This is a genomic window from Campylobacter concisus (assembly GCF_002092855.1).
Classification (GTDB): domain Bacteria; phylum Campylobacterota; class Campylobacteria; order Campylobacterales; family Campylobacteraceae; genus Campylobacter_A; species Campylobacter_A concisus_AI.
The window spans coordinates 146,269-161,554 of record NZ_LVLC01000001.1; the positions used below are offsets into that span (position 1 = coordinate 146,269).

Annotated in this window: 17 protein-coding genes and 1 tRNA gene; 10 read left to right on the top strand and 8 right to left on the bottom strand. The window is 38.3% G+C overall.

Annotated features, from left to right (window positions below):
- Nucleotides 1-36 precede the first annotated feature (36 nt).
- Nucleotides 37-1,197 carry an FtsW/RodA/SpoVE family cell cycle protein gene (locus tag A3223_RS00650; protein ID WP_084107936.1) on the top strand — a complete coding sequence of 387 codons (1,161 nt, stop codon included), beginning with the start codon at nucleotides 37-39 and terminating at the stop codon, nucleotides 1,195-1,197.
- Nucleotides 1,194-2,216: an undecaprenyldiphospho-muramoylpentapeptide beta-N-acetylglucosaminyltransferase gene (murG, locus tag A3223_RS00655; protein ID WP_084107937.1), complete on the top strand. Its 1,023-nt coding sequence runs from the start codon at nucleotides 1,194-1,196 to the stop codon at nucleotides 2,214-2,216. The genes A3223_RS00650 and murG overlap by 4 nt, the downstream gene beginning before the upstream one ends.
- Here murG and A3223_RS00660 read toward each other — a convergent pair.
- Entirely contained in the window at nucleotides 2,208-2,942 is a 735-nt protein-coding gene (locus tag A3223_RS00660; protein ID WP_084107938.1) for an imidazole glycerol phosphate synthase, read from the bottom strand. The two genes, murG and A3223_RS00660, sit on opposite strands and share 9 nt — an antisense overlap.
- Nucleotides 2,943-3,013: 71 nt before the next feature.
- Nucleotides 3,014-3,090: transfer RNA gene (locus A3223_RS00665), tRNA-Arg, on the bottom strand.
- 109 nt (nucleotides 3,091-3,199) lie between these two features.
- Here A3223_RS00665 and A3223_RS00670 point away from each other — a divergent pair.
- From A3223_RS00670 to A3223_RS00680, 3 genes are read left to right on the top strand one after another with little or no spacing between them, the layout of a single operon-like run.
- Nucleotides 3,200-3,385, top strand: coding sequence for a hypothetical protein (locus A3223_RS00670; RefSeq protein ID WP_054196631.1), 186 nt, complete (start codon nucleotides 3,200-3,202; stop codon nucleotides 3,383-3,385).
- Between the two features lie 50 nt (nucleotides 3,386-3,435).
- Nucleotides 3,436-4,266: an adenylosuccinate lyase gene (locus A3223_RS00675; protein ID WP_084107939.1), complete on the top strand. Its 831-nt coding sequence runs from the start codon at nucleotides 3,436-3,438 to the stop codon at nucleotides 4,264-4,266.
- A 36-nt stretch (nucleotides 4,267-4,302) separates the two neighbouring features.
- On the top strand, nucleotides 4,303-5,046 hold the full coding sequence (locus A3223_RS00680; protein ID WP_084107940.1) for a hypothetical protein: 744 nt from the start codon (nucleotides 4,303-4,305) through the stop codon (nucleotides 5,044-5,046).
- Here the strand turns inward: A3223_RS00680 and A3223_RS00685 are convergent, their stop codons facing one another.
- Genes A3223_RS00685 through A3223_RS00710 form a run of 6 tightly spaced genes read right to left on the bottom strand, consistent with a single transcriptional unit; the run spans nucleotide 5,047 to nucleotide 10,619 of the window.
- The gene (locus A3223_RS00685; protein ID WP_084109241.1) at nucleotides 5,047-6,297 is read right to left on the bottom strand and encodes an RNA polymerase factor sigma-54; all 1,251 of its coding nucleotides are present in this window, start codon (nucleotides 6,295-6,297) and stop codon (nucleotides 5,047-5,049) included.
- A 3-nt stretch (nucleotides 6,298-6,300) separates the two neighbouring features.
- Entirely contained in the window at nucleotides 6,301-7,029 is a 729-nt protein-coding gene (gene lptB / locus A3223_RS00690) for an LPS export ABC transporter ATP-binding protein (RefSeq protein WP_072594228.1), read from the bottom strand.
- Nucleotides 7,022-7,420 carry a tRNA (adenosine(37)-N6)-threonylcarbamoyltransferase complex ATPase subunit type 1 TsaE gene (gene tsaE, locus A3223_RS00695; protein WP_084107941.1) on the bottom strand — a complete coding sequence of 133 codons (399 nt, stop codon included), beginning with the start codon at nucleotides 7,418-7,420 and terminating at the stop codon, nucleotides 7,022-7,024. The genes lptB and tsaE overlap by 8 nt, the downstream gene beginning before the upstream one ends.
- The gene (locus A3223_RS00700) at nucleotides 7,420-7,665 is read right to left on the bottom strand and encodes an RNA-binding S4 domain-containing protein (RefSeq protein WP_072594226.1); all 246 of its coding nucleotides are present in this window, start codon (nucleotides 7,663-7,665) and stop codon (nucleotides 7,420-7,422) included. Before A3223_RS00700 ends, tsaE begins: the two co-directional genes overlap by 1 nt.
- Nucleotides 7,666-7,698: 33 nt before the next feature.
- A complete protein-coding gene (locus A3223_RS00705; protein WP_084107942.1) occupies nucleotides 7,699-8,526 on the bottom strand; it encodes an alpha/beta hydrolase in 828 nt (275 codons plus the stop codon).
- Nucleotides 8,520-10,619: a TonB-dependent receptor domain-containing protein gene (locus A3223_RS00710; protein ID WP_084107943.1), complete on the bottom strand. Its 2,100-nt coding sequence runs from the start codon at nucleotides 10,617-10,619 to the stop codon at nucleotides 8,520-8,522. Before A3223_RS00710 ends, A3223_RS00705 begins: the two co-directional genes overlap by 7 nt.
- Before the next feature lie 201 nt (nucleotides 10,620-10,820).
- Here A3223_RS00710 and A3223_RS00715 point away from each other — a divergent pair, with 201 nt between their 5' ends.
- From A3223_RS00715 to era, 5 genes are read left to right on the top strand one after another with little or no spacing between them, the layout of a single operon-like run.
- A complete protein-coding gene (locus A3223_RS00715) occupies nucleotides 10,821-12,044 on the top strand; it encodes an argininosuccinate synthase (protein WP_084107944.1) in 1,224 nt (407 codons plus the stop codon).
- Nucleotides 12,045-12,069: 25 nt separating this feature from the next.
- Nucleotides 12,070-12,516 (top strand): 50S ribosomal protein L9, encoded by a 447-nt coding sequence (gene rplI, locus A3223_RS00720; RefSeq protein ID WP_054196623.1) that lies wholly within the window; start codon nucleotides 12,070-12,072, stop codon nucleotides 12,514-12,516.
- Nucleotides 12,517-13,050: an ATP-dependent protease subunit HslV gene (hslV, locus tag A3223_RS00725; protein WP_002940451.1), complete on the top strand. Its 534-nt coding sequence runs from the start codon at nucleotides 12,517-12,519 to the stop codon at nucleotides 13,048-13,050.
- A gap of 8 nt (nucleotides 13,051-13,058) precedes the next feature.
- Nucleotides 13,059-14,381, top strand: coding sequence for an HslU--HslV peptidase ATPase subunit (gene hslU, locus A3223_RS00730; protein WP_012001741.1), 1,323 nt, complete (start codon nucleotides 13,059-13,061; stop codon nucleotides 14,379-14,381).
- Entirely contained in the window at nucleotides 14,378-15,247 is an 870-nt protein-coding gene (era, locus tag A3223_RS00735) for a GTPase Era (RefSeq protein ID WP_084107945.1), read from the top strand. Before hslU ends, era begins: the two co-directional genes overlap by 4 nt.
- Nucleotides 15,248-15,286 lie beyond the last annotated feature (39 nt).

Here is a 15,286-nt window from a genome sequence, read left to right on the forward strand (position 1 = left end):
TTATACTTTGGCACTTTTTAAACTTGGAGTTAAATTTTGGCAGTTGATAAGATCATTTTCTATCTTTGTTCGACTTTGATCGCTATAAGCATTATTTTTTCACTATCTTTGCCAGTTTTTACAGTTTTATTTTTTAATTACGACGAGTTTCACTTTTTCATCCGCCAGTTTGTTGTTGGTTGTATCGGAATTTTCATTATGTGGTGGCTCTCTAGGCTCAATCCTGAAAAGACGCTTGTTTGGATAGGGTTTGGCCTTCTTATATCTTGCGGTATCGCCATGGGGCTAATGCATGCATTGCCAGCTTCAATGGTAACTGATGCTGGTGGTGCCAGGCGTTGGATAAGGCTACCTGGTTTTTCACTAGCTCCAGTTGAGTTTTTTAAAATCGGTTTTGTCTACTTCTTGGCTTGGAGTTTTACTAGAAAATTTAGTGAAGGCAAAAGGACCCTGCTAGATGAGATTAAGATACTTATGCCTTATATTATTCTTTTTGGTGTTGCTATCTTTCTTATTGCTGTTATGCAAAATGACCTTGGTCAAGTGGTCGTGCTGGCGCTTACATTTGTGACGATGGCACTTTTCGCAGGAGCAAGTGCGAGACTTTTTAGTATTGGTATCTTAGGGGCTGCTTTTGTTATGACAGTAGCGATAGTCAGCTCTGAGCATAGAATTTTACGTATAAAGTCATGGTGGGGCACGATACAAAATATGGTGCTTTCTTTCTTGCCTGACAGCGTTGCAGATGTATTAAGAGTGGCTGATGCACCAGAGCCATATCAAATTTCTCACTCATTAAACGCTATAAAGCATGGCGAATTTTTCGGCGAAGGGCTTGGCGCTGGTATCTTTAAGCTCGGCTTTTTAAGCGAGGTTCATACTGACTTTGTATTAGCTGGTATCGCTGAAGAGGTCGGTGTATTTGGTATTTTGTGTATAGTAGCTATATTTATAACGCTACTTTATAGAATTTTTAGAATTTCAGCTAGAAGCGAAAATAAGGTCTATCATCTATTTACGCTTGGTGTCGGGCTTATCTTATCGTTTTCATTTTTAATGAATAGCTATGGTATCACATCGATCACGCCTATCAAGGGTATTGCTGTGCCATTTCTTAGTTACGGTGGTAGCTCTGTGCTTGCGATTTGTATCGGTATCGGCATGGTTTTGATGGTTAGTAAAAAGGCAAAATTATGATTGTTATTTGCGGTGGAGGCACTGGTGGGCATTTAGCGATCGCAAGAAGCTTTTGCGAGGAGCTAAATAGAAGAGATATTAAGCCCATTTTTATTGGTTCAACTAGCGGTCAAGATAAATTTTGGTTTGAAAATGACGAGAATTTTTTACAAAAATTTTTCTTGCCAAGTAGTGGCGTGGTAAATAAGAGAGGCTTTGCTAAACTAAAATCACTAACAAATATCGTAAATCTTGCTTTAAAATGTAGAAAAATTTTTAAGCAAAATGACGTTAAGGAAGTCATTAGCGTTGGTGGCTATTCAGCAGCTCCAGCAGCCATTGCAGCCATTATCTCAAAAGTGCCGCTTTTTATCCACGAACAAAATGCTGTAATGGGCAAATTAAATAAAATTTTAAAGCCCTACGCAAAAGGCTTTTTTAGCTCTTATGATGAAGCTTCGCCCTACCCTTACCCTGTAGCAAAGAAATTTTTTGATAGTGCAAGAGTGAGAGAGGAGCTAAAGACTATTTTGTTTTTAGGAGGCTCGCAAGGTGCAAAAGCGATAAACGAGCTAGCTATAAATTTAGCTCCATATCTTAAAGAAAAAGGCATAAAAATAATTCATCAATGTGGTAAAAATGGCTTTGATGAACTTAAAAAAAGATATGATGAACTTGGCTTTAATGAAACGAATTTAGAAATTTTTGAATTTAGTAAAGAGATAGAAAATAAGATGAGCAAGGCCGACCTTGCCATATCAAGAGCAGGAGCTAGCTCACTTTGGGAGCTTTGCGCAAATGCTTTGCCATCTATCTTTGTGCCATTTCCTTATGCTGCTGGCAATCATCAGTTTTATAACGCTAAATTTTTAAAAGATAAGGGCATTGCTAAAATTTGCTTGCAAAATGGAGAAATTTTAGACAAAGACGAAGTTATAAGAATGATAGAAAATTTTGATCTAAACAAAAGCAGTAAAGCTCTAAAAGAGATCCTTTTGCCAAATGGAGCAAAAGAGATAATTGATAAAATTTTAAACTAGCTCCTCGCCTATCGCACAAGCTTTTAGTTCTTTTAGCTCAAAGATCAAGTAGTGATAAATAAGCTCATTTGTATTTAAAATTTTTGCACTAAAGACTGGTTTTATCATAGTTATTATCTTATCAGTTATACCCGCAATCTCCACCAGTAAAAGTTCATCTTTGCGTTGTTTCGCTGCCTTAATACAATTATAAAAGAACGTATAAATTATCTTAAAATTTTGCAAAATAACATTTGAAACTATCCTAGAATGAATATGTAAAACATTATGTATACGCTCTTGTAGAGTATTTAGCTCCGCAAGTATTGATTTTATTTGAGTAGTATCTGTTGTCCTAGAAAAGAGATTTTTTGCTTTATTTTTGTTTTGTATTTGATATTCTGCTACTAAAATTTCTATTATATTTAAAATGGTGACATAGCTCTCTTGTAAATTTTCATTTGCCTTAAAGCTCACACCGTTTTTCTCAATTTTATAATTTAAGCTTCTCTTTATCTGTTCCAAATAAGTACTAATGTTTTCATAATAGTCCTCTGTGTTGAAGACACTTTTAAAGAAATCGCTTTCACCTTTTAAATTTGTAAGCTTTTTTTTAAGTTCATCAGCATTTTTATTAAACTCAACAACCCCAACTGCCAAGCCGATCTCGTGCTCACTATTTTGTTCTAATGCTGTCAAACTTTCTTTTAGTACCAAAATTTGTTTTTGAATATTTTGAAAATCCATTTTTTCTCTTTTAATTTTTTTGCTTATTTTACTATAAAAATTATGAAGTTTGTCATTAAGAATTAAAAAGATGGTGCGCCCGAGAGAATTCGAATCTCTGACCTTTTGAACCGCAATCAAATGCTCTATCCAGCTGAGCTACGAGCGCACAAGAAAGTTAAGTCGAGATATTAGCCAAACTTTCCTTAAAGAAAAATTGTATTCATTTTAATTTTATAACTGTTTTAGTAAAATCCAATAAAACAAAAGGAGCAAAAATGAATGATTTTTTCGATAGTTTAAAAGAGATAAAAAAAGAACTTACTAAAGAGCAAGGTGAGATCAAAAAAACTCAAAAAGAAGCCGTTTCTCATACAAAAGAAGAGGCGATCTCGTATAAAGAAAATAAACTAAAAAACGAATTTGCAGAGTACATTAAAGGCCAAGATATAAGAAAAATATAAATTTGGAATGCTTATTGCTAAAACATGTAATATTTTATGTGGAGTAGGCAATGAAAGTTACGCAAACATTAGAATCTCTAAGCATTTTAACCGATAATGACATTTTGTTTCGTGAGCTTAGAGATATGATAAGCAGAAATTTTACAAAAATTTTATCTAATAAAAATAAGGTTATTTCGTTTTATGAAGAGAGCGAGATCCCACAACGCAAGTGCTTTTTAAAATTTATAAAAAAACTTTATGAAAAGCAAAGTGATGATAAGCTCGATATTCGTTTTGCAAACTATAAAACCATAAAACTTGGCTTTGTTCAAAAAAATACCCTAACTCCAGTCATTAGCCTAAATGTAAATTTTGTAAAAAATGAAGTCAAATTTGAACTAAAAGATACACTTTGCAGAGATTTTGCTAGCTACATCAGTGAGAGTCTAGTAAAAAGCAATGTTGCTTTTAGCAAAAATGATGATTTTTTAAACATCACCATCTCAAACGACAACGACATAAACACATTAAACAAACTGCTTTACAAAAGAAGCTATCCAAAATTTAGCGTAAATTTTATCTATGATGAAAAAGACTACAAAGCCTTTAAACAAGGCATAAAAATAAAAAGCTCATCTAAATTTGTAAGCAGATTTTCTGTGCTTGCAAATTTACTTGAGGAAAATTTTGGGATTTTGGGTTGTAAAAAAGATGATGACTTTGAAACTATCAGGCAGAGCTACCTTTCGCTCGTAAATATCTATCACCCAGACAGGCACGCCAACAAAAGTCCTCTCATACAAGAAGAATACGCAAAGAAATTTAAAAATATTCAATCTGCTTATGAGAGCCTAAAACCATACTTTAAAAATCAAGAAAATTTTGTGATGGTTGGCTAGAGCACGGCTTGCCACAAGGGCTATTAAGGGAGCAAAATGAATGGTGAAATGTTTAATATATGCGCCATTATTGTTGCTGCAAAGCAGGCCATAAAGTCAAATTCTCCTATCCTATATAATGGCACTAGCTACGAAAATAGTATAAATTTTCACTTTCTCTCAGGCCATAGGGCAAATGGCGTAAATGAGTGGTTTGAGCACGCATTAAAACTTGGATTAAGCGATGTAAGACTTACTGCAAATTTAACTGACTCATCAGATGAACGTTTATTGCTTAGCTTTTCAAACTCTACCGCAAAATCGATCATCTGCATTTTTAAAGAGCACATGAGCTGCTTCGTACCCTACTGGAAATACAACAAAGATCAAAGAGGCTGGGACATAATATATAAAGAATTTGGTCTTGAAAAAGATGTAAATTTAGAAAATTTTAGTGACAACACAGAGGCTTTTATGGACACACTTACCAAGATAGCGGCCTTTGCAGATGAGATAGAGTGTGAGAATTTTGGTGAGTGTTTTCGCAGGGCTTTAAAATCACTTAGATCTTCAAACAATGATAATCAAAAGATATTTAATGCACCGCTTATGCCAAAGAAAAATTTAGCCCTTTTTGCTGCGGCAAGCTTGGCTGATGTCTTTGGTGGTATGGGCTCTTGGAACGACGACGCAGCAGGTATGGCACAATATAAAAAACGTGGCAAAGAGTACGAAGAGCTTAGTAACGAGCTTTTTACGCAGATGCGTAAGGCCATACTTTTTGCTGTAAATGAGTGGTAGTTAGCCGTTTATCTGATAGATCTTTTTTCGCTGGCTTGAGCTGCCGATGTTTAGGATTTTGCGGTATTTGGTGATGGTTCGGCGAACGATTTGGATGTTAAATTTAGCTTGGATTAGCTCTTGAATTTTTAGGTCAGAAAGTGGCTTTTTGTGGTCTTCGCCTTTAATGAGCTCTAGTAAAAATTCCTTTATTGCAGCGTTTGAAGTCTCCTCGTCAAAGCCAGTTGAAAAGAAATTTTTAAGTGCGACCGTGCCTCTTGAACAGCTTAAATATTTGTTTGCGATCGCTCTTGAGATGGTTGAAGGGTTACGCCCAAGCTCGTCTGCTAGGTCTTTTAGCTTCATAGGTTTTATGTCACCACCCAAAAAGTAGTCATACTGATACTCAACTATCATGAGCCCTATCTTATAAAGCGTCGCTTTTCTCATCTCAAGGGCGTCTATGAGCTCGCTCGCCTCTTTTATACGTGAGCTTACAAAGGCCTCTTTCTCGTCTAATCCATCGGTATCAACCAAAATTTCTGGATAGTACTCATCATTTATCTGTACACTTATGCCACTGCTTGTGCTTAGCACGAAGATATCAGGCACCGCCTCTTTTTCATCTTCGAGATACTCAATGGCCGGTGGATTTTTAAATTTTTTTATGATCTTTAGCGCGTCGTCGTAAAATTTTAGCTTTCTAAGTTTTTCTATATTTTCAAAATTTAAGATGATTTTTCTTGCGCACTCTATGATCTCATCGCTTGCCTCTGCCTCGCTTAGCTGAAACAAAAAGCTCTCTTTGATATCTTTTGCACCCACGCCACAAGGCTCAAGGTAGGCAAATCTCGCTCTAACCCGCTCTACTTCGCCCTCATTAAAGCCTGAAAAAATTTCATTATCATAGGAAAAATAACCTTCGTCATCTAAACACTCGATGATCTTATATGCGATATCTTGTGACTTTTGCGTGGGGAAAAGTGGCGGATTGATTTGACTAATTAGCTTTTCATAGAGGCTTTCTTTGTAAATACTTAAAGCCTCGATACTCTCGCTAACCGAGTTTTTGCTAACTTGCTCGAAAAAATTTCGCTTTTTTTCGCTTTTTTCTAAATTTTTATGTTCGATCGTGGCAAATGGGTTCTCTTTTATAAAAGGTTCAAGCGTCTCTTTTAGCTCATCAAGCCCGCTTTGAAGGATAGGAAGCCAGCTTCTTAGCGTTTGGTTTAGTTTGATCTTTGGCGCTAAAGTTTGCTTTTGCCTTAGCATCATCTACTCAAGTAGCTTAAATTCTTCGCCAAGATAGTGCGTTCTAACGAGCTTGTTATTTGCCACTTCGCTAGCACTGCCGCTTGCTAGTAGCGAGCCGTCTTTGATGACGTAAGCTCTGTCGCAAATGGCCAGCGTCTCACGGACGTTGTGGTCAGTTATCAAAACGCCGATACCTAGCTTTTTAAGGTCTCTAACGATGCTTTGGATGTCGCTAACTGCGATAGGATCGACGCCTGCAAATGGCTCATCAAGCAGTAAAAATTTTGGCTTTATGATGAGGCTTCTAGCGATCTCACAGCGTCTGCGCTCGCCACCACTTAGGCTAACGCCCTTTCTTAGGCGGATAGGCTCGATATTTAGCATATTTAGCATCTCATTTACTCTTTTTGCTATCTCTTCTTCGCTTTGATTTAAAATTTCAGCCCCAAGGAGCAAATTTTCTTCGACACTTAGCTCTTTAAATATGCTTGATTCTTGCGGCAAATAGCCAATACCAAGGTGTGCCCTTTTGTGAAGTGGGACGTTTGTGATCTTTTCGTCATTTAAAAAGACATCTCCGCTAGTTGGCGAGATGAGTCCACAGATCATATAAAAAGTAGTCGTCTTTCCAGCACCATTTGGCCCAAGAAGCCCTACTACTTCGCCACTATTTACCTCTAAAGATATCCCTTTTATGATCTCAGTTTTTTTAATCGTCTTTTTTAGATCTTTTACTTCTAGTTTATGCACTTATAACCTCGTATTTTCTGCCGTTTTTGCTAGGAGAAATTTTTACTAACGTATAGCTCTCGCCATTTTTCTTTAGAGCTTTTTCTAAATTTTCATCGCCCCACTCTACTAGATGAAGCCCATCTTCAAATAAATTTTCAAAAAGGCCGTTTTTTGCCATCCCGTCAAATCCGATCTGGTAAATGTCGTAGTGGTAGATATCTTTACCATAAATTTGCATCAAAGAAAATGTAGGCGACGTCACGCTCTCATCTATGTCATGAGCCTTGATGATCGCCTTTACAAGCGTCGTTTTGCCACTTGCTAGATCGCCACTTAGTAGCACCACGCCACTTTTTGGCAGTACCCGCACAAGCTCATTAAGTTCATTTTCTAAAAGCTCAAAAACCATCAAAGCTCTTTTACATATTCGCTTTGAGCGCTTTTTGGTATGCTTTTTGTAGTTGGGATCGCTAGCACCTCGTATCTCGCCTCGCGCGTTAGAAATTTGATGCTAACCACATCGCCAACCTTAACATCTTTTGCCGCTTTTGCCTGCACGCCGTTGATGCTCACAACGCCGCTTTTGCACATATCTTCGCTAACGGCACGCCTTTTGGTGATATTTACTACGTTTAAAAATTTATCTACTCTCATGCGGCGGATTTTAACAAAAATAGCCTTAAATTTTTAATCCTTTAGATATTTTAAAAGCTCTTTTAAATTTAGAGGTATGACGCTGCCATGGGTTTGCCCTTTGTAAAACTCAAAGTGAGAATTTACGCCACTTTGTTTTAAAATTTTGGCTAAATCGCTCGTCTTTAAAGTGCCAGCTTTGTCAGTCTTGCCCTTTCTTTTTTCAAGCTCGCCAACGCTAAGAAAGACAAATTTAGCCTTTACTTTCTCTTTAAATTTACCCTCGCTCACATTTTGCTTTAAAATTTCAGACTCGCCCCACCAAAGAGATGGCGAAGCGATAAAGAAATTTGAAAATATACCCTCGTTTTTAAGCAAAGCATAGAGCGTAAAAAGCCCGCCAAAAGAGTGACCATAAAGGCTCTTTTGGCTGCCCTGCACTTTAAATTTCTCATCAATTAGCGGCACTAAATTTTTAGTCAAAAAGTAGTAAAACGCATCTGCGCCACCACCTTTACTAAACTCCTCGCCATCTGCCTTTGGCGTGAGATCTCTTGTGCGTTTTTCTACCTCGTAGCTTTTATCTGTGTCATATCCTATGCCTATTATTAGTGGTGCAGCCTTGCCATCAAATTCATTTAAGAGCATGTTAAACTGGGCATTTGCATCAAGCAAGAAAAGCACGTTTTTAAACTCATTTTGCCCCTTTAGCTTGGCTGTGAAAATTTTATAAATTTCATCATTTGCACTCATTTTAAAGGTTGAAATTTCAAATTTACTAGCAGATTTTTGGCTAAGTGGCTCAGGCGTTTGACTAGGTCCTGCGTGCAAAGCCTGCGTCACGCCAAGCGTAAAAAGCAAAAATTTAAACACTCTTACCATTTTGCAGCGACCTTAAACCAAAATCTCCTGCCCTCTTGCGGATACCAGTAGTAATTGCCGTCGTCTGCTAGCGCCTCATCGTATCTTACTTTATCAAAGATATTGTAGGCATTTAGGCTAAGTGTTAGGTGCTTGTTTGCGTCCCAGCTTACGCCTGTATCAAATGTGAGTAAATTTTTATTATTTTCACTCACCTTATTGCCAGGGCCAAATTTCACACTAGTAAGCTTACTCTCATAGTTTGTGGTGAAGAATGTTTTTACACTCTTAATTGGTTTATAAGCAAGTGTTGCATGAAATGCATGCTCTGGGGTTGCTGTTAGGCTTTTTGCATCAAGTCTGCCAAGATTTGTCTCACTAAATTTCATCGGACCATTTGGCGTGTTTATCGTTGGGTTGCCAGTTTTTATTTTTGACTTATTATAGGTGTAGTTTGAGCTTAGATTTAGGTTTGAAAGGATGTCATAGTCGCCGCTTAACTCAACGCCCCAAACAGTCGCACCTTCAATATTAAAGTAAGTTCCCCAACCAGGGCAATTAACACTTGGCGCACCTGAGCAAGTACCAAAAGCTGGAATTCTATTTACATTACTGCCGTCAGTGTCTAAGATCTTATCTTTAAATTCATTTTTAAAAAACATTACCGAGCCTCTAAAATCAGCCTGATTGTCATAATATGCACCAACTTCGTAAGTTATACTTTTTTCTGGCTTTAGATCTTTGTTTCCAAAATCAACTATTTTCCAGCCGCCTTGGATAGTGCCGACCGCAGGAGAAATTTGATTTACATTTGGCGTTTTATAGCCAGTCGCCACGCCACCTTTTAAACTTAGCGTATCTGTGGCGTTATAGACTAGGTAGGCTCTTGGCGAGAGGTGGTTGCCAAAAAATTCGTTGTGCGTAAGCCTTGAGCCAAGCGTTAAAAATAGCTTCTCTTCTAAAATTTGCCACTCATCCTCGATAAATCCTGCATGCTCGCTCATCGAGTAACTTTTTGGGCTTTCAAGGCCATTTTTTGAGGCGTTTGAAACGATGAAGGTAGTGCCGACATTTTGCTTGCTAAAATCATAGCCAAAAGTGAGTGTATGCGCACCAAAAAACGTTGTAAATTTAGAGTTAAAGTTATGATTTTTAGCTTTTGCAGGTATGAATTTATCAAAAAGGCTCGTTCTTTGTGTCTGATCATAGATGTAGCTAAGATCAGCGTTTAGGCTATCAAATTCGCCAAGATAGCCCACACCATAGCTCTTTTTCTCGTAGTCATAGGCATTTAGAAGTCTATTTGTTCTAGTAGTGGCTGACTTTCCAACAGTTCTTGAGTAATCATGCCTTTCGTTTGATCCAAGGATGAAAAATTTATTGTGCTCATCTGGAGTGATCCAAAGTTTTGCACTTAAATTCCTCTTATCGCTCTTTTGATAACCGCCTTTATAGTTGTCCTCATCTCTTAGCTTTTTATATCCCCAAAGCTGAAGTGCAAAAAGGTCTTTATAAAGAGGTAAATTTAGATAAAAGTCGCCTTGCCTGCCATCTCCTATGCCTTTGTGAGTGTTTATAGTGGTTGAAATGCCGACGTTGCCACTAAATTTTGAAAAATCCTTTTTGGTAATGATATTTATCACACCTCCAACTGCGTCGCTACCATAAAGCGAACTCATAGGACCACGGATAACCTCTATACGCTCGATTGCTTCAGCTGGTGGGATGAAATTTGAGTTCATATCCCCTGCTCCGCCCTTTGGATTTGCGCTGCTTGAATTTACTCTTTTACCATCAATCAAAACTAGCGTTTGAGAGCTTTCCATACCGCGTATCGAGATACCGCTGGCTGGACCATCCTCGCCACCGACGACATTTACGCCTGGCACTTTCTGGGCGATTGAGTGAAGTGAAGTAAAGCTATCTTTTGTAAGCTCGTCACCACCTATCACGCTTATGCTCGCAGGTGCTTCTTTTATCTGCTGCGAAAAGCCACTCGCACTTACTACAACACCATCAAGCCTTGTTTCGTTATTGTCTTTATGCTCTGCTCCAAAGAGTGAATTTGCCACACAAACACTAAGGCAGATGGCAATAAATTTTGTTTTTCTCACGACTATCCTTTTAAATTTAATTTGAAAAAGTTTGAAATTTAACAAAGTATCTTTTAAAACAATATTAATTATCATAATTTTAATATAGTATTATTTTTTATAAAATTTTCTAAGAAAAAACTTACATTATTTATTAAATTAGTTTATTAAAAATTAATCAATTTAGGCTAAAATACGACCATTTTAACAAAAGGAAGAGCTATGAAAAAAGACGTAAAAAAAGTGGTTTTAGCATACTCTGGCGGACTTGACACAAGTATCATTTTAAAATGGCTTCAAGATGAATATAACTGCGAAGTAGTCACATTTACAGCTGACATCGGCCAAGGCGAAGAGCTAGAGCCTGCACGTAAAAAAGCCCTAGCACTTGGCGTGAAACCTGAAAATATTTTTATTGAAGATTTAAGAGAAGAATTTGTACGTGATTATGTATTTCCAATGTTTAGAGCCAATGCGGTCTACGAGGGCGAGTATCTACTTGGCACATCAATCGCTCGCCCACTAATAGCAAAACGCCAAAGCGAGATCGCAAGACTTGTTGGTGCTGATGGCGTGAGCCACGGAGCAACAGGCAAAGGCAACGACCAAGTTCGCTTTGAGCTTGGATACTACGCGCTCGGCGACAACCTAACTATTATAGCTCCATGGCGCGAGTGGGATCTAAATAGCCGCGAAAAACTTTTGGCATATGCTGAGAAAAACGGCATAGATATCACTAAAAAACCAGGCAAAAGCCCATACTCAATGGACGCAAATTTACTTCACATAAGCTACGAAGGTCTAGTGCTTGAAGACCCAAGCCACGCACCAGAAGATGATATGTGGAGATGGACAGTAAGCCCCAAAGATGCTCCAGATAAAAGCGAGATCATCGAGATCGGCTATGAAAAAGGTGATCCAGTGAGCATAAACGGTAAAAAAATGAGCCCAGCTGAAATTTTAACCGAGCTAAACCGCCTTGGCGCAAAACACGGTATAGGCAGACTTGACATCGTAGAAAACCGCTCTGTTGGTATGAAGAGTCGCGGATGTTACGAAACTCCTGGCGGCACGATAATGCTAAAAGCTCATAGAGCGATCGAGAGCATCACGCTTGACCGCGGCGCAGCTCACTTAAAAGATGAGATCATGCCAAAATACGCCGAGCTAATTTACAACGGCTACTGGTGGTCACCTGAGCGAAATATGCTCCAAGCTCTCATCGATAAGAGCCAAGAGTACGTAAATGGCTCTGTTAAAGTTGAGCTTTATAAAGGCAACGTGACTATTCTTGGCAGAAACAGCAAAGATGATAATCTATTTAGCGAGGCATACTGCACATTTGAAGAAGACAGCGTTTATGACCAAAAAGATGCAGAGGGATTTATCAAACTAAATGCGCTTCGTTTTATCATCGCACGTAAAAATGGGCGAAAATTTGACTAAAAGATAAAATTTAAAAAGGAAAGAAATGAAAGTATTATTAATAAAAGATGTAAAGGCGCTTGGTAAAGCTGGCGAGATAAAAGAGGTAAAAGACGGCTATGGCAACAACTTTTTAATCGGTAAAGGCTTTGCAAAAGCAGCTACTCCAGACGTTCTTCGCCAATATGAAGCAGCCCAAAAAAGAAAGGCCGAAGAGCTAAAATATGAGATCGCAAATTTAGAAAAACTTAAAGAAGAGCTTGAAAAAGTGACAGTTGTCATCAAAAAAACTCTTGGTGCAAATGGCTCGCTTTTTGGCTCAGTCTCAAAAGAAGAGATCGCAGCAGAGCTTGAAAAAACTCATCATTTAGTTGTCGAAAAAAAAGCGATCGACATGGATACACATCTAAAAGCGGTAGGCCTTTATGACGTTCATGTAAAGCTTGGACACTCGATAAATGCGAGCTTGAAGGTTGATGTGCAAGGAGAGTAGATGTTTCATGCGACAACCATCTTAGCCTACAAAGGCAAAAATAAAGCGGTCATTGGCGGCGACGGACAGGTGAGCTTTGGCAACACCGTCTTAAAAGGAAATGCCGTAAAAATTCGCAAAATTCATAACGGCAAAGTTCTAGCTGGCTTTGCTGGTAGCACTGCTGATGCGTTTAATCTTTTTGATATGTTTGAGAAAAATTTAGAGCATACAAAGGGCGATTTGCTAAAGGCGGTTATAGAATTTAGCAAAGAGTGGCGCAAAGACAAGTATCTAAGAAAGCTTGAGGCGATGATGCTTGTGCTTGATAGAGATAAAATTTTCTTACTTAGTGGCACTGGAGATGTTGTAGAACCAGAAGATGGCAAGATAGCAGCTATCGGAAGTGGTGGCAACTACGCACTTTCAGCAGCCCGTGCCTTAGATAAATTTGCCGATATCGACGAAGAAGAGCTAGTTAAAGAGAGCCTTAAGATCGCCGGAGAAATTTGCATCTATACAAATACAAACATCAAAACTTATGTTTTAGAATAAGAGAGAAAATGAACTTAACACCAAGAGAAATTGTTAAATTTTTAGATGACTATGTGATCGGTCAAAAGGACGCCAAAAAGATCATAGCGATCGCGCTTCGCAACAGATATCGCCGTATGAAGCTTGAAAAGAGCTTGCAAGATGACATCATGCCAAAAAATATCTTGATGATCGGCTCAACTGGCGTTGGTAAAACTGAGATCGCAAGGCGTCTTTCAAAGATGATGGGGCTGCCATTTATCAAGGTCGAGGCTAGCAAATATACCGAGGTTGGCTTTGTTGGCCGTGATGTTGAAAGTATGGTAAGAGATCTTGCTATGGCCTCATATAACCTCGTAAAAAACGAGCAAAGCGAGAAAAATCAAGATAAAATCAACGCCTACATCGAAGAAAAGATCGTCTCAAAGCTACTTCCGCCACTTCCAAAAGGTGCTAGTGAAGAGAAGCAAGCAGAGTATGCAAAGAGCTATGACAAGATGCTAAATAGGCTAAGAAACGGCGAGCTTGACGAGCTAAGCATCGAGATAGAGGTGCAGCAAAATCCGCTTGAAGCTGGCTCAAACGTACCACCTGATATGGCGCAGATGCAAGAGAGCTTTATAAAGATAATTGGCATCGGCGGTAAAAACATCAAAAAAGAGATGAAGGTAAAAGACGCCAAAAAAGCCCTTCAAAGCGAAGCAAATGATAAAATTTTAGACCTTGAAAGCGTAAAAACTGAGGCTTTAAGAAGAGCTGAAAACGAGGGCATCATCTTTATAGACGAGATCGATAAGGTAGCCGTTGGCTCAGGTAGCTCAAACAGGCAAGATCCTAGCAAAGAAGGCGTGCAAAGAGACTTGTTACCGATCGTTGAGGGCTCAAATGTAAATACAAAATTTGGAAATTTAAAGACAGATCATATCTTATTTATTGCAGCTGGCGCCTTTCATATAAGCAAACCAAGCGATCTCATCCCAGAGCTTCAAGGTCGTTTCCCACTAAGAGTCGAGCTTGATAGCCTTGATGAGGACGCGCTTTATCAAATTTTAACTCAGCCAAAAAATTCGCTTTTAAAGCAATACATCGCACTTCTTTCAACTGAAAATGTCGAGCTAGAATTTGACGATGAAGCGATAAAAGAGATAGCAAGGATCGCTCATGCCGCAAATGAAAAGATGGAAGACATCGGTGCTAGACGCCTTCATACGGTAATCGAGCGCGTGATAGAAGATATTAGCTTTGAGGCTAGCGAAAAGAGCGGCGAGAAGATAAATGTAACAAAAGAGCTCGTAAAAGAGCGCCTAAAAGACGTGGTTGAGGATCAAGACCTAGCGAGGTATATACTTTGAAATCAGGCTTTGTTAGCATCATAGGACGCACAAATGCTGGCAAAAGCTCGTTTTTAAATGCTTTGTTAAACGAAAAGATCGCCATTGTTTCGCATAAACAAAACGCAACTCGCAGAAAGATAAATGGCATCGTTATGAATGGTGAAGATCAAATCATCTTCACCGACACGCCAGGACTTCATGAAAGCAACAAGGTGATAAATCAACTGCTAATTAGCCAAGCGATAAAATCGATGGGAGATTGCGATCTCATCGTATTTTTAGCGCCCATCCATGATGATACAGAAGACTATGAGAAATTTCTGGCACTAAATCCTGAAAAACCACACATCTTAGTACTAACAAAAGTCGATGAGAGCTCAAATGCAAAGGTACTTGAAAAGATCACTAAGTATCAAAAATTTCAAGATAAATTTGCAGCCTTACTTACTTTTAGCACCAAGCAGCCTACCTATAAAAAGCCGCTTCTTGATGAAATTTGCAAGCTTTTGCCAGAGCATGAGTACTTTTACGATCCAGAATTTCTTACTCCGACAAATGAGAAGGAAATTTTTAGAGAATTTATACTTGAAGCGATCTATGAAAATTTAAGCGATGAGATCCCATATCTTAGCGATGCGATCATAAAAAGCGTAAAAGAAAAACCTGGCATTACTGAAATTTTTGCAAGTATCATCACTGAGCGTGAAATCCATAAAAGTATGATCATCGGAAAAAATGGTGAAACGATAAAACGAATAGGAATTTTTGCAAGAAAGTTAATACAAAATTTAACCGGATCAAAGGTCTTTTTGAAACTCGATGTAATCGTTAAAAAAGGCTGGAGTAAAGAAGAAAAGAGCCTTAATAAAATAATTGGATATTGATTTTTTATTGTAAAAATATTAAAATACAGCCCAATTAGA